Here is a 14,104-nt window from a genome sequence, read left to right as displayed (position 1 = left end):
TGCCACCGCCCAGGCGTACCGTGAATCGGTTGCGAAGGCCGCCGCGCCCGGGGCCTGGACGTTCGCCGGCCCCGAGTCGGTGGCCTCGGAAGTGGGTCCGCACCATGGGGCACCCCCTGGTGCGGGCCGCCGCTCAGGAAAGGGTGCGGCCGGACCAGCCCGAGCCGACGCGGACCCGGCCGCCGAAGGTGCCGTGGCCGGTGCCCGGGTTGAGCCAGGCCACGCCGTCGGAGTCGACCGAGAGCAGGTCGGCCTTGCCGTCGCCGTTCAGGTCGTCGGCGCCGAGCACCTGGTGGTAGGACTTGCCCCAGTCGCGGAAGACCAGCACACGGTCGGCGAGCTTGCCGGTGCCGGTGCCGGTGTAGCGCCACAGCTCGCCGGAGCCGTCGAGGGCCAGCACGTCACCATGGCCGTCGCCGTTGAGGTCCCCGGCACCGATCACCCGGCTGTACCCCTTCCAGCCGGACCGGATCTTGACGCGCGGGGCGAAGCCGGCGCTGCCGTTGCCCGCGTACAGGTAGATGTCACCGGTCGAGGCGGAACGGGCCAGCAAGTCGGCGCGGCCGTCGCCGGTCAGGTCGCCGGGGGTGGTGAGGACGTTGTAGCCGCGCCAGTCGCTGCTGGTCCTCTTGTACGGGGAGGCCGGCGCGGGCAGCCGGCCCGCCGGGGTCTCGTACATGCGTGCCTCGCCCGTGGGCAGCACGGCGAGGACGTCGTTGAGGCGGTCGCCGTTGAGGTCGCCGAAGCCGGTGAACCGCGTGCCTGCAGGCCAGCCGGTGGTGACGGCTCCGCTGTGCACGGAGCCCGCGGTGAGGTGGCCCGCGGCGTCGCCGTCGTACCGGGTCAGGGTGGTACCGCTCAGGGAGAGCACGTCGGCGCGGCGGTCGTCGCCGTAGTCCCGGGCGCGGGGCAGGGGGCGGGTGGTGCCGGAGACGGTGTACAGCGGGCCGCCGACGACGGAGCTGTCGTACCAGAGCGCGGTGGGGCGGGTGCCCGCGACCGTGACGGCGCCGCCGATGCCCCGGTTGTCGGTTGTGGTGCCCAGCGTCTCGGGGGCCGACCAGCCGCCACGGGTACGGAAGCCGGAGACGAACCGGTACTTGCCGTTGCCGATGGACACGGCCCAGCCCGCGTGCACCGTGCCGTCGCCGGCGATGGCGGAGCTGACGGCATAGTGGGCGGAACCGAAGGGACGGCGGTCGTCGGCCTGTTCGACGGCGCCCCAGACGCCGGTGCGGGCGGAGCGGGTGGTGGAGATCACCGACTTGGCGGTGGTGTCGACGAGGGTGACGTCGCCGTTCGGGGCGGTCAGCGGACGGGGCAGGGCACGGGGGGCGTACCAGCCGGTGAGCGGGGTCTGCTCGGCGGCGCTCCACGCCTCACCGGGGGCGCCCTTGCGGGCGAAGCGGACGGGTCCGTTGCCGGCGGCCGCCCACAGGAGGGTGAGGCCGCCGGCCGGGTCGGCGTCGAGGCGCAGAGCACCGGGCTGGGTGCCGGCGAGCGGGGTCAGCCCCTCGGCAGCGCCCCACGTGGTCGCGCCGGCCTTGCGCTCCATGATCCGGGAGTGGTACGAGACCTCGGTCCCGTTCGCACTGGTGAGGCCGCCGCCCTCGCGCAGGGCGTCGTCGAGGTTCCATGCGATGGCCGCGTTGCCCGCCTTGTCGACGGCGGCGTGCAGCCCGGTCAGGGTCCACTCGCCGTCGTCGGTGTCGCTCTTGACGGTGTCGAACACGGTGGGCTCGGACCAGGCCTCGCCGGGGGCCGGCCGCTCGGACATGCGCAGCTCACGGCCGCCCACGACCGGGGTGGCCCAGACGGCGGTGAGGCGGCCGGTGGCGCTGCCGAAGACCACGGGAGGGCAGTCGATCCAGTCGGTGGTGGCCACGGTGGTCGGGTCGGACCAGAGGGAGGCGCCGGGGGCCAGGGTGGCGGCCTTCAGGACGAACTGGCCCCCGCCGAGGCGTTCGTACCAGGAGGCGATGAAGGAGCCGTCGGCCTGTGGGGCGAGGGTGCTGGCGTCGATGAGGTAGTTGGTGGCGGTGGACAGCGTCCGGGGCGCGGCCCAGGTGGTGGAGCCCGCCGGGCGGACCTGGACGGTGAGCCGGCGCACCTCCAGGCTCTGCGTGGGATCCTGCGGCTGGTCACGCAGGGCGACGAGGGCGCCGTCGGCGCGGGCCTGCAGGCTGAGGACGCGGTGCTGGGCGGTCGGGGCGACCCCGGTGGACGTGCCCCAGACGCCGGGCTGTACGGGGTCGGTGGCCACCGTGGTCGTCCCGGCGGCGGTGCCCGCGGTCGGCACGGACGCCGCCTCGGTGGACAGCGCCCCCACCATGGTCCCGCTCAGCACGAGCGCGAAAGCCCCCTTGACGACATGCGAGTTCACGATCCGGTCCCCCAGGCCCCTGATTTGGTAAGCAAATTGTGTGGATCTTATATGACCGATGTGAAATTCGAACGAGGGGGCGAGGCAGCAGCAGGACGCGGTCCGGGTGGAGGAGGTCGTGAGGAACCCGACCGGCCCGGTGTGTGTGATCGTGCCGGCGGCGGGCCGGGACCGTCCGGCGAGCGCGGTCAGCAGGGTGGTCCTGCCGGCGCCGTTGCGGCCGACGAGCCCGGGCTTCGGGCGGCGCAGATGTTGTCGCGCCGCTCGCATGCCTGCACAGCCGGCGTCAGGGCAGCACCTTGACCCCGACGCCCGCGATCCGGCCGGCCGCGTCGAAGTCGACCTCGACGGCGTTGCCGCCCGGCAGGTCGGCGACGATCCGGCCGGCCTCGTCGCGCCGGGGCAGGCCGTGGTGGTCGAAGTAGCCGGTCACCACGTGCCGGGAGGAGCGGCCGATGAGTCCGGCTCCGGTGAGCAGGGTCCTGGGCAGGCTCACGGGGTCGACTCCGGCGCGCGGGACCTGCGGGTCGTCGGGGAGGAAGTAGACCTGGGTGTCACCGCCCGCGGGCACGCCGATGTAGCCGGGTGCTCCGGTCACTCCCATGCCGGTGAAGGCGAGCATCTCCGCCGCGCGCCGCGGGTCGGGGAACCCGGACAGGTGCAGGACCTCCTCGGTCAGTTCGGCGATGCCGTGGGCTCGTCCATACCGCTCGACGGCGCCCGTCGCGGCCACCACCTCGGTGCCCCGCAGGCCGGGGTTGGCCCAACCCCACATCCAGGACTGCTCGGCCATGTCGTACGTGCCCAGCACGGCCACACGCAGGGTCACATCCCCCTGCCGGTACAGGCAGGACGACAGCTCGGCGCTCCACGGCCCCTCGGGCAGGAACGCGGTCAGAGCCTCCAACTGCGCGGCGCCCCAGGCGGCGTGCCGTTCGGCCTCCAGCAGGAAGTCGTCACTGAACTCACTCGTCATGGCTCGACCCTAGGGGACGGCCGCGACGGGGTGTCTGCCAGGTCCTGCCGGCCTGGTGCGGCGCGGCCGAACATCTACGCATGCAGCCGGGGGCGCTTGGTCCGCCCCGCTCGGTAACGACTTTCATCCACCGACGAGTTCGGCGAACCGCCCGGTGTCGATGTTGCCGCCGGAGGCGATGATGCCGATGCGGTGCGGGAGGTTGTCGACGCGGCCGGCCAGGAGTGCGGCCAGGCCGGTGGCGCCGCTGGGTTCGAGGACGATCTTCAGGCGCTCGAAGGCGAAGCGCATGGCGGTGACGATCTCCGGGTCGCTGACGAGGGCGATGGCGTCGACCAGGCGTCGGTTGATCTCGAAGGTGAGCTCGCCCGGCGTGGGCAGGGCCTGCCCGTCGGCGATGGTCCGGGGCACGGGCAGGGTGACGCGGGTGCCGCTCTCCAGGGAGCGCTTGGTGTCGTCCCCTTCCTCCGGCTCCACGCCTACGATGCGGATTCCGGGTTGCAGGGCCTTGGCGGCCGTGGCGCTGCCGGCGATCAGGCCACCGCCCCCGACAGGCACGAGCAGCGCGTCGAGCGGGCCGGTCTCGTCGAGGAGTTCGAGGGCGGCGGTGCCCTGTCCGGCGATGACATGGGGGTGGTCGTAGGGCGGGATGAGGGCCAGGCCGCGGTCCTCGGCCAGCGCCGTACCGAGTGCGGTGCGGTCCTCGGTGTAGCGGTCGTAGGTGACGATCTCGGCACCGTATCCGGCGGTCGCCTCCCGCTTGAGGCGCGGGGCGTCCTCGGGCATCAGGATGACGGCGCTGGTGCCGAGTTCGCGGGCGGCCAGGGCGGTGGCCTGGGCGTGGTTGCCGGAGGAGTAGGCGGCAATGCCCTTGGCGAGTTGGTCCGGGGAGAGCTGGGCGGCCGCATTGTAGGCGCCGCGGAACTTGAAGGCGCCGACGCGCTGGAAGTTCTCGCACTTGATGAACACCTCGGCGCCCACGCGGGCGTTCAGGGTGCGCGAGGTGACGACGGGGGTGCGGTGGGCGACGCCTTCGAGGCGTGCGGCGGCCGCACGGACGTCGTCGAACGTTACGGGCGAAGCGGCGGCCATGGCGGTCTCCCCTTGTCACTTGGACCAGATTTCCATCATTGGACAAGAACTCTAAGTATCCCGCAGCCCGTCTGTCCAGGAAAGGGGCAGACGGGCGCTCGACGAGGGCAGGACACCGCCCCCTTCCCTCACCGGTCCTTGGCCAGAGCGACGAGTTCGGCGAAGAGCCCGTCGGCGTGCACCAGGTCGTCGTAGCTCCCCTGCTCGACAACGCGGCCGTTCTGCAGGACCACGATCCGATCCGCGAGGCGGGTGTTCTCCAGCTGGTGGGTGACCACGATGGTGATGCGCCGCGCGGCGATGCGTTTGATCTCCAGGAAGATCTGGTGCTCACCGCGCGGATCCATCTGTGATGTCGGCTCGTCCAGAATGAGCAGGGGCGTACGGCGGTACAGCGCGCGCCCGCAGGCCAGGCGCTGCCACTGGCCGCCGGACAGCTCGGCGCCGCCGAAGATCTCGCGTGCGAGCAGGGTGTCGAGCCCGTGCGGAAGCCGCTCGACCGCTTCGCGCATGCCGACCGCATCGATGGCCTCCCACACCGGACCGTCGTCATGGGTGCGGGGCTGACCGAGCGTGATGTTCTCCCTGGCACGCAGCGGCCAGCAGGCGAAGTTCTGCGGGACGAGCGCGGTCCGGCTCCACACGGAGTCGGGCCGGGCACGCGCGAGGTCGACACCGTCCCACAGGACCCGGCCCTTGTCGGCGAGGAGGATGCCGGTGATGAGCTTGGTCAGCGTGGACTTGCCGGAACCGTTCTCGCCGACGACCGCGAGGATCTCGCCGCGCCGCAGGGTGAGGGAGACACCGTCCACGGCGGGCTCGTCCTTGCCGGGGTAGTGGTGGACGACCTCCTCGAGCCGGATCTCCTCGACCAGACCCGGGATCGCCAGCTCCCCGCGTTTCGGGGCGCGTTCGGCGGCCATGTCGAGGAAGGAACGCATGTCGGCGAGGTAGAGGGAGGTGTGGAACATCGCGGCGCCGTACTGCACGAACTGGGACAGCGCGGCGAGTGTGGTCTGTACGGCGACCACCGCCGTCGCGGCGACGGGCAGGGCGACCCGCCCGGTCATGGCGAGCCAGGCGAGGGCGGCCCAGGTGATGAGCAGGAAGGCACCGCCGAGAGCGGAGGTCGCGAGGACGATACGGAGCATGCGGGGCGCGGCGGTCAGGGTGCGCCGGTCGATGCGCTCGGACAGCGCGCGGTACCAGTAGACGAGGTAGTCGGTCATGCCGTTCGCGCGGACCTCGTCGCCGTGCCGCGAGTAGGTGGCCCACCAGCGCATCATGCCGCGTACGTTGCGGTCGCCGACATTGGCGTAGTGCGTCTCGTAGTCGACGCGGGCGGAGAGCACGGCCCCCAGGCCCGCGGGGAGGACGGCCAGCAGCAACAGCGGCAGCATCAGCCAGTGCAGTGCGGTGATGACCCCGCCGGCGGCGATCATGCGGATGAGCGAGGCCAGGAACTGCTGCGCGTCCTTGACCATCGTGGTGGTGCGGGTGACGCCGACCTCGGCGGCCTCCTGACGGTCGGTGAAGCCGTCCTCGTCGTGGGCACAGGCCTCCACCCGGCAGACGGCGGAGACGAGCGCCACGTCGGCCTCGGTCACCAGCCGCGGAGTGATCCGCCCGTCGGCGTAGGACGCGAGGGCCCGGCCGATCCGGCCGACCGCCGCGGCCGCGGTGACGACCACGAGCGCGGGCAGGGCCCCCTGCAGACGTTCGGACACGGGGCCCGCGCCGAGGATGTGGGTCATGGCCTGCGCGGTGCAGCCGAGGACCACGGCGGCCGAGACGCCCGTGAGGAGCTGGCAGACGAGAAGCAGGACGACGCCGGAACGGTCGACGGACCAGGCCATGCTCGCGGTGCTGCGCAGCACCGACGGCAGCCGCCGGCACATCCTGCGGAAGCTGGCTTCTTCCAGGGGGTTCTTGCCGAACTTGCCCTCGTAGCTGATGGTGGCCGGCGGCGGAGGGGGTGGCGGGAAGTCTTCTGTCGAGGCGTCGGTCACGGTCACCTGCGTCCCTCCTTCGGGTCGGCACCGCACCTGGATGGTCCGGGGATGCCCAGCTCAACGACGACGCGAGCGATTCGAACGCACGCGTTTCCGGACGAAGCGCGGACCCGGGATTCCGGGGGCGTCGAACGCGCGGTCGCAGCCCCCCAGGGCTTCCGCGACCGCGGTACGTGGCCGAAACGCCGGTGCTCGCGACGGCTGTGACCAGTGAGGTTTCGCCGCTCGACCGCCTGCGGACGCCTGCTCGGGCAACTGGGGACACAGCGCCGCGAGGTCTCCGGCGAGCCCCGCGCGCGAAACTCGCCGGGCACCCGTCCGTACGAGCCGTACTGGCCGCTCGGCCGGCCGGCGATCGGGCCGCGCCGCCGCCGTTGATCGACACGGCCTGGCTGCGCACGCTGTGCCTGGAGACGGGAGCGGACGACGACGCGGCGGTGAGCCTGGCACACCCCGGCCTCGCCAGGGAGCGCGAGCACGTCCTCGCCGCGCTGCCCGGAACGCGCCCGCCGGTCTCGCTGATGGTCCGCATGAACCGCGACAACACCCGCTCACCCGCGCGCAGCGTGGCCGGCCAGGAGTTCCACCAAGCGCTTCCCGGGCCGCATCTGGGTGGTGGCCCGCAAGACGGTCGCGGTGGCCGCCGGCCTTGGTGTGATGGGGCTGCACCGCAACGTCATCCACCTCCGTTTCGGCAACTACGTGCTGCTCGCCAAGGTGCTCGTGGACGCCTCGGTGACCGCGTACGGGCAGAAGCTGGACCACAGCCCTTGCCTGGACTGCAAGTTGTGTGTCGCGGCCTGCCCGGTGGGCGCCGATCGGCAAGGACGGCTCGTTCGACGCCCTGGCCTGCACGACCCACGACTACCGGGAGTCCCCGCCGACTTCCGCTCCCGGGTCAGTCATCCGGAGAACGCGTCGATGGGGCAGAGCCTCGCCTTCAGGCCCCGCTACAAGTCCGGTTACCGCCTGGCCGTCTGCCCCGCGGGCGAGGACGTGCTCGGCCCGTATCTCGACGGCCGCAGGGCCTACCTGGACACGGTCCTGCTGCCCCTCCTGGACAAGACCGGGACGCTCTACGTCCTGCCGGGCTCAAAGGCACAGCGGTACGCCGAACGCCGCTTCCCGCACAAGCCGGCCAAGGAGGTCTCCGGCGGGTGGAGGGCTCCCGCGCGAAGCAGCTCGGACTCCTCCGGCGGGCACTGAGCGACAGCGGCGAGCCCCGGCCGAGCCGGGGCGGGAGGGCTGGAAGGGCGGGGAACGACCCGAGCGCATGGATTAACCGTTCCCCGCCCCCGGCGCGTCGGCCCGCCTCGTCACGGACACGGAGGGACGACCCGCGACCGGTCGGACGAAGCTTCGACTCACCGATCTTGTTCCGACCATCCGACACCGACGACACACAGGCCAGCGGAACGGGCCGCCCGGGTGACGCCCACCCGGTGCACGGGGCAGGCCGGCCCGGGAGATGCGTCCGACGCACGGGCACATGCCCGGCCCTTGAGGTACCTCCGATGCGCAGGGCAGACCGTCCGAGTGCCGGGCACGGCCGGGCGTACGGGCAGGCCCGGCCGTGTGAGACACGCCCGGTTCTCCCGGTCGTGCCCGGACACCACCCACCGCAGACGCCCCGATTTGTGTGCGGCATCCTGCCCGGCCGTCAGGATCGCATCCTGAGCTCCGGGAACTCCGTGCGCGCACCCGGTAGTTGATATGGGAAGCTTTGGCCAACCGTTTGCGGGGCCGAGGCCGTGACGGTCGTGGAGAGGAGCACAGCGTGACTCAGGAAGGCGGCCAGGCCGTGCACATCGACACCAGCAAGCCGCACCCCGCACGGATCTACGACTACCTCCTGGGCGGCAAGGACAACTACGAGGTGGACCAGCTGGCGGGCGACCAACTGGCCGCGGCGGCACCCGAGGTGTGGATCTCCGTGCGGGCCAACCGCGCCTTCCTGCACCGCGCGGTCCGGTACGTCATCGGCAGCGGCGTCCGCCAGATCCTCGACATCGGCACCGGGCTGCCCACCTCGCCGAACGTGCACGAGGTCGCCCAGGAGGCGGCCCCGGACGCGCGCGTCGCCTATGTCGACAACGACCCGATCGTGAAGGCGCACGCCGACGCGCTGCTCAGCCGGGCCGGCACGACCAGCATCGTGCTCGCCGACCTGCGCGATCCGCAGTCCGTCATCGATCACCCCGAGGTCCGCGGGATCATCGATTTCGGCCGGCCGGTCGCCCTGTTCCTCGTCGCCGTCCTGCACTTCATCCGCGACGCGGAGGAGCCCGAGCGGATCGTGGCCACCCTGCGAGACGCACTCCCGGCCGGCAGCTTCCTGGTGCTCTCGCATGCGACGGGCGACTTCGCCGACGACCGCAGCGAGGCCGAAGCCGTCTACAACAGCGCGACCGCCACCATGAACCTGCGGTCCCGCGACCGGGTCGAGGGGTTCTTCGACGGGCTCGAACTGGTCGAGCCCGGCCTGACCCAGGTTCCGTTCTGGCGCCCGGACACCACTCCGCCGCCCGGCTCCGAAGCGATCGGCTTCTACGGAGGCGTGGCCCGGAAGACCGGCTGAATCCTGGACCTCCGGCAGGGACATCGAGGCGTCCCGCCCTTACGTCCCCCTCCCCTCCCCTCCCCCTTCCCCTTCCCCGCACCGGGCCCTGCGCACCCGGCCTCCCGGCCCGGCGCGCAGGGCCCGGTGTTCCGTTTGCCGTTCACCCCCTTGACCCACCCCCCGTCGGCGGCTCCATACTGACGGCCAAATCGATTTGGCCAAATCGATTTGGCCGCCGTCCCGGCCGGATCGTCGAGGCCTGCGCCGAGCGAGCCGAACGGAGCCCGCGCGTGTCCAGTCCCGTACATCCCGTCGACCCCACCCCCGTACCGTCCGACAACCCCACTCCCGCACCGTCCGCCGAACCCGGTGCCGTGCACCCCGTCGACGAGTCCCGCCCCCTCGGGCGGATCCTGCTCTTCGGCATCCAGCACGTCCTCGTCATGGCGGCCACACCGATCTCCGCGATCTTTCTGATGAGCGCCACCCTTCGGCTCGCCCCGGGCATCACCGTCGACCTGCTCTCGGCGGCCCTGCTGCTGTCCGGGGTCGGCTCGCTCGTCCAGTCCCTCGGCCCGTGGAAGTTCGGGCCACGGCTGCCGTTCGTGATGCTGCCGGGCGGTGCGCCGCTGATCCTGTTCCTGTCGATCGCGCAGCAGCACGGGCTGCGCACGGCGACCGGTGCGGTGCTGCTCACCGCCGCCTTCACCTTCCTGGTGCTGCCACTGTTCGCACGGCTGCTGAGGTTCTTCCCTCCGCTGGTCATCGGCACGATGATCGTGATCGTCGGGGTCAACCTGGTGAAGGTCGGCGCGCTGCTGGTCACCGGGCAGCCCGGCACGCCCGGCTTCGCGGACCCGGTACGGCTGGGGCTCGCCTTCGCCACCATCGGCCTGATCGTCGTCTCCACCCGGCTGCTGCGCGGAGTCCTGCGCCAACTCGCCGTACTGCTCGGCCTCGCCGTCGGCACCGCCCTCGCCTTCGTTCTCGGCCAGGTCCACGCGGGGTCCGCGCTCTCCGGTCAACTCGTGGGCGTGCCCAGGCCGTTGCCGTTCGGCGCACCCGTCTTCGACCTGCTCGCCGCGCTGCCGCTGATGCTGTACAGCCTCGCGTCCATGGCGGAGGCGACCGGGCAGACCGTCATCAACGCCGAGGCGGTCGGCAAGGACATCGACGTCCGCACCGACGTGCCGCGCACGGTGCGCGGGGACGCGCTGACCTCACTGCTCGGCGGCTGCTTCGGGCTGCCGTTGATGGTGACCAGCGGGGAGAACATCGGCATCGTCCGGGTCACCGGCGTGCGCAGCCGGTACGTCACGGCCGCCGCGGGCGTCGTCCTCGTCGTCCTGGGCTTCGTGACCCCCGTCGCGCGCGCGATCAGTGTGATGCCGTCGTCCGTGGTCGGGGGCGCAGCGATGGTCGTGTTCGCGGTGATCACCGTACTCGGTGTGCAGATGCTCGGCCGGGCTCGGCTGGAGGACCACACCGCCACGGTGACCTGCGGCGTCGCGCTCGCGCTGGGGCTGCTGCCGATCCTCGTCCCCGGCGTCTACGCCGGGTTCCCGTCCGACGTGCGGATCCTGCTGGAGAGCGGAGTCGCCGTGGGCACCCTCGTCGCCGCCGTCCTCAACGTCGTCTTCCACCACCTGGGGCGGCGCGCCGCGGACACCGGTGCCGCCGTGCCCGCCGAGGCGCCGAGTCCGGCCGCCCGTGCCTGAACTCCCGCACCGCCACCTCTCGAACAACGGAGAAGCATGACCGACCTGACCCCCGACCGGCTCCGCGACGACGCGCTGCTGCTGGTCCCCGATGTGACGCTGACTCCCGACGGCCCGCTGGAGCAGCTCGCGGTGGTGGTGCGGGACGGCGTGTTCCGCGACGTCGGCCCGGTCGAGCGGATCGTCCGGACGCACCCGTCGCTGACCCCGCTGCCGCTGTCCGGGCACGCGCTGATGCCGGGCTTCGTCGACGCCCACCACCATCTGACGCAGAGCTTCGGCGGCGCCCTCGCCTTCGGGGAGCCGTCGGAGATCTTCCGCCGGGTGTGGGTGCCGCTGGAGCGCGCCCTGGACGAGGAGTCGGCCTACGTCGCCGCGAAACTGGCCGCGCTGGAGTCCCTGCGGGGCGGTTTCACGACGGTGGCCGAGTCGGGGACCCGGGCCTCGGTGGACGTGGACGTGGTGGCCTCAGCCGCGCGGGACGCGGGGATCCGCTGTGTGCTGGGCCTCGTCTGCAACGACGTCCCGGACGGCACCGGAGCGGACGCGGATCCGCAGACGGTGCTCGCCGCCGCCGAGAAGCACCTGGCGCGCTACGGCGATGACGACCTGGTCCGTCCCTCGCTCGCCGTGTCCGTGCCGGAGGCCGCGACGGCGCACACGCTGGCCGCGACGGCACGGCTCGCCGCCGACGCGGGCACGGTCGTACAGATCCATGCGAACGAACACCTCGTCGCCGTCGAGCGCTCACTGGTCCGGCACGGGCTGCGGCCCCTGGAGTATCTGCACCATGTGGGCGCGCTGGGCCCGCAGTTGCTGGCCGCGCACGCGACGCTGCTCACCCCTGCCGAGGTCACACTGCTCGCCGACAGCGGCACTGCGGTGAGCTACAACCCGGTGGCCAGCGCGTGGAAGGGCAACGCCGTCGCCCCGGCGACCGCCTTCGCCGAGCGCGGCATCCGGTTCGGACTGGGCACCGACGGGACCCGCGGGGACGGCTTCCGGCTGACGGACGCGGCGGAGTTCACCCAGCGGCTCACCTACGGCCTCGCCAGCGGGGACTCCTCCTGCGGCGCCGGCTGGACGTGGTGGGAGCGGGCCACCGCGGGCGGCGCGGACGCGGTCGGACTGGGTCGGCACACGGGACGGATCGTGCCCGGTGCCGCCGCGGACTTCCTCCTGGTCGACCTCGACCGGCCGGAGATGCGGCCGTCCTGGGACCTGCCGTGGGAACTGGTGCGACGCGGCAACCGGGACCAGCTCACCGCCGTGTTCGTCGCCGGGCGCCTGCGCCTGTGGCGGGGCTGGCCGCCGGACTGGGACGGCCCGGCACTGGTCCGCCGGGCTGCCGAGCTGGCCCCGCACGTGGTACGGCGCGCCGGGGTGACGCGGGCCCATCCGACATCCGTGGCGGCTCGGCAACGGACGGCGGCGCACGCCGAGGGGACGGCCGGGGACATGCCCTGTCCCGGTGACCGGCGATGAACGGCGGCACGCTGGCGGTGCTGGCGGTGACCGTCGCGGCGGCCGCCTTCGTGCAGGGGGCCAGCGGCCTCGGGTTCGCGCTGATCGTGGCGCCGGTCGCGGGGCTGCTCGATCCGGGGCTCCTGCCCGTGTTCGTGCTGACCGCGATGATCCCGCTCAACCTGTACGTCGCCTGGCGTGAACGGCACAGCCTCGATCTGCGCGGCGCCGGCTGGATCACGGCGGCGCGCCTTGCGGCGACACCGGCGGGGCTGGCGCTGCTGTGGGCGATCCCGGCAGGCTCTCTCGGAGCCGTGGTCGGCGCGGCGACGGTCCTGGCGGCCGTGGTGAGCCTCGTCGTGCCGTCGTTCGTGCCCGGGCGCGGTGCCTACCTGGGCGCCGGTGTCGTCACGGGGCTGACCGAGACCGCGACCGGCGTGGGCGGGCCGCCCCTCGCGCTCGTCTACCAGCACCGGCCGCCCGGCGAGCTGCGGGCCACGGTCGCCGCCTGCTTCCTGGTGGGCGAAGTCGCCTCGCTGGCCCTGCTGTTCGTCTCCGGACGGGGCCGTCCGGCGGACATGGGCTGGGCGCTCCTGCTGCTGCCCGCGCTCGCGGCGGGAGCCTGGCTCAGCCGCCTCGTGCACCGGCGCCTCGACGCGAAGAGGATGCGCGCCTTCGTTCTCGTCTTCGCCCTGGTGTCGGGGGTGGCGCTCATGGCGGGTACGTGACCCCGACGGCTCCTCAGCCGTTTCCGAAGCGTCCCCTTCTACTCCGCTCCCGGGGGCGTCCCTTCCAGGGCGGTCGGCCGACGCCGCAGGGACGAGGCGCGCGGGACGAGCCGGGGTACGGCGGCGGCCGGGGGCCCGCCCCCGGTTTCCGGCGGCCCGGTTTCCGCCGGCCCGGTTTCCGTCCGCACGGCTGCCGCGTCCGCGGCCGGTCGCGCGCCCAGCCGGGCGAGCAGCAGTTCCACCGCGTCCGCGGCGGCTTGGTCCAGGCCCAGGTCGACGGCGGTGAGCGGGGGTTCGCAGGTGCGGGCGCGCAGCCCGTCGTACCGGGTGACGACCATGACGTCGTCGGGGATACGACGGCCCGCGTCCCGCAGCGCCCGTACGGCACCGACCGCGAAGGCGTCGACGAGCACGCACAGCGCGTCGATGCCGGGGTGCTCGGCGAGCAGCTCGGCACACCGGTCGTACCCCGCCTGCTCGCCGCCGTCCTCCGGCGCGGTGGCGACGACGGCCGGCCTGCCCTGCGCGGCGGCGATCCGTTCGAAGGCGGCGCGGGCGTCGACCGCGGAGTGCCGGGTGCCCGCGCCGACGATGAGCGCCGGGCTGCGGGCGCCCTGGTCGCGCACGTGGTCCAGGAGCAGTTCGACCACCCTGCCGCCGTGCAGGTCCACATAGGGGGCGTCGTCGTCGGGTGCGGTGGGACGGCCCAGCGCGACGTACGGCAGTCCGCGCTCGCGCAGTTGGGCCACGGCGGCGTCGTCCGCGGCGGGTTCGACCACGATCGCGCCGTCGATGTCGACGGAGTAGAGCGCGGAGCCCGACTGCACCGGCGGGATCAGCACCAGGGCGTAGCCGTGGACGAGGGCCCGCTCGGCCGCGGCGGCGGCCACCTCCATGTAGAAGCCGAGCCGCGAGGGGCCGCCGGCCACCGCGAACGGCATCGAGGAGGCCAGCGCGATGGCCTTGGCCTGGCCCCTGCGCAGCCGCTGGGCGCGCAGGTTGGGACGGTACCCCAGCTCGGCGGCGATCTTCTTGATGCGTTCGCGGGTCCGCGGATCGACCTTGCCGATGCCGTTGAGGGCGTGGGACACCGTGGTGCGCGACACCGACGCCGCCGCGGCGACGTCGGCGATCGTGGGCCGACGAGCGCCGTGCGAGGTGGTCATGGGCC

At 73.0% G+C, this 14,104-nt stretch carries 10 protein-coding genes and 1 pseudogene; 5 read left to right on the top strand and 6 right to left on the bottom strand.

The features are described from left to right. Nucleotides 1–133: 133 nt before the first annotated feature. The 5 genes and pseudogenes from ACWGJ5_RS02900 to ACWGJ5_RS02880 all read right to left on the bottom strand — a co-directional run bounded on the left by ACWGJ5_RS02900 (nucleotide 134) and on the right by ACWGJ5_RS02880 (nucleotide 6,460). Nucleotides 134–2,383, bottom strand: coding sequence for an FG-GAP-like repeat-containing protein (locus ACWGJ5_RS02900; RefSeq protein WP_453308272.1), 2,250 nt, complete (start codon nucleotides 2,381–2,383; stop codon nucleotides 134–136). Between the two features lie 150 nt (nucleotides 2,384–2,533). Continuing rightward, a pseudogene (locus ACWGJ5_RS02895) lies at nucleotides 2,534–2,653 on the bottom strand (ATP-binding cassette domain-containing protein); the annotation flags it as partial. A gap of 16 nt (nucleotides 2,654–2,669) precedes the next feature. Continuing rightward, nucleotides 2,670–3,359, bottom strand: coding sequence for a DUF6882 domain-containing protein (locus ACWGJ5_RS02890; protein ID WP_453308000.1), 690 nt, complete (start codon nucleotides 3,357–3,359; stop codon nucleotides 2,670–2,672). A 123-nt stretch (nucleotides 3,360–3,482) separates the two neighbouring features. Beyond that, nucleotides 3,483–4,451, bottom strand: coding sequence for a threo-3-hydroxy-L-aspartate ammonia-lyase (locus ACWGJ5_RS02885; protein ID WP_453307999.1), 969 nt, complete (start codon nucleotides 4,449–4,451; stop codon nucleotides 3,483–3,485). A 128-nt stretch (nucleotides 4,452–4,579) separates the two neighbouring features. Beyond that, nucleotides 4,580–6,460: an ATP-binding cassette domain-containing protein gene (locus ACWGJ5_RS02880; protein WP_453308271.1), complete on the bottom strand. Its 1,881-nt coding sequence runs from the start codon at nucleotides 6,458–6,460 to the stop codon at nucleotides 4,580–4,582. Nucleotides 6,461–7,078: 618 nt separating this feature from the next. Here ACWGJ5_RS02880 and ACWGJ5_RS02875 point away from each other — a divergent pair. The 5 genes from ACWGJ5_RS02875 to ACWGJ5_RS02855 all read left to right on the top strand — a co-directional run bounded on the left by ACWGJ5_RS02875 (nucleotide 7,079) and on the right by ACWGJ5_RS02855 (nucleotide 12,933). Continuing rightward, nucleotides 7,079–7,669 (top strand): hypothetical protein, encoded by a 591-nt coding sequence (locus ACWGJ5_RS02875; protein ID WP_453307998.1) that lies wholly within the window; start codon nucleotides 7,079–7,081, stop codon nucleotides 7,667–7,669. A gap of 571 nt (nucleotides 7,670–8,240) precedes the next feature. Continuing rightward, nucleotides 8,241–9,041 (top strand): SAM-dependent methyltransferase, encoded by an 801-nt coding sequence (locus ACWGJ5_RS02870; RefSeq protein WP_453307997.1) that lies wholly within the window; start codon nucleotides 8,241–8,243, stop codon nucleotides 9,039–9,041. Between the two features lie 272 nt (nucleotides 9,042–9,313). After that, entirely contained in the window at nucleotides 9,314–10,741 is a 1,428-nt protein-coding gene (locus ACWGJ5_RS02865; protein ID WP_453307996.1) for a uracil-xanthine permease family protein, read from the top strand. A gap of 36 nt (nucleotides 10,742–10,777) precedes the next feature. After that, on the top strand, nucleotides 10,778–12,226 hold the full coding sequence (locus tag ACWGJ5_RS02860) for an amidohydrolase family protein (RefSeq protein ID WP_453307995.1): 1,449 nt from the start codon (nucleotides 10,778–10,780) through the stop codon (nucleotides 12,224–12,226). Continuing rightward, entirely contained in the window at nucleotides 12,223–12,933 is a 711-nt protein-coding gene (locus tag ACWGJ5_RS02855; RefSeq protein WP_453307994.1) for a sulfite exporter TauE/SafE family protein, read from the top strand. The genes ACWGJ5_RS02860 and ACWGJ5_RS02855 overlap by 4 nt, the downstream gene beginning before the upstream one ends. Before the next feature lie 38 nt (nucleotides 12,934–12,971). Here the strand turns inward: ACWGJ5_RS02855 and ACWGJ5_RS02850 are convergent, their stop codons facing one another. Then, nucleotides 12,972–14,099 (bottom strand): substrate-binding domain-containing protein, encoded by a 1,128-nt coding sequence (locus tag ACWGJ5_RS02850; RefSeq protein WP_453307993.1) that lies wholly within the window; start codon nucleotides 14,097–14,099, stop codon nucleotides 12,972–12,974. Nucleotides 14,100–14,104: the final 5 nt, after the last annotated feature.

It is taken from the genome of Streptomyces sp. NPDC054783, assembly GCF_053611725.1.
The sequence above is the reverse complement of the archived record's forward strand: the minus strand, read 5'-3'. Positions and strand labels throughout refer to the sequence as shown.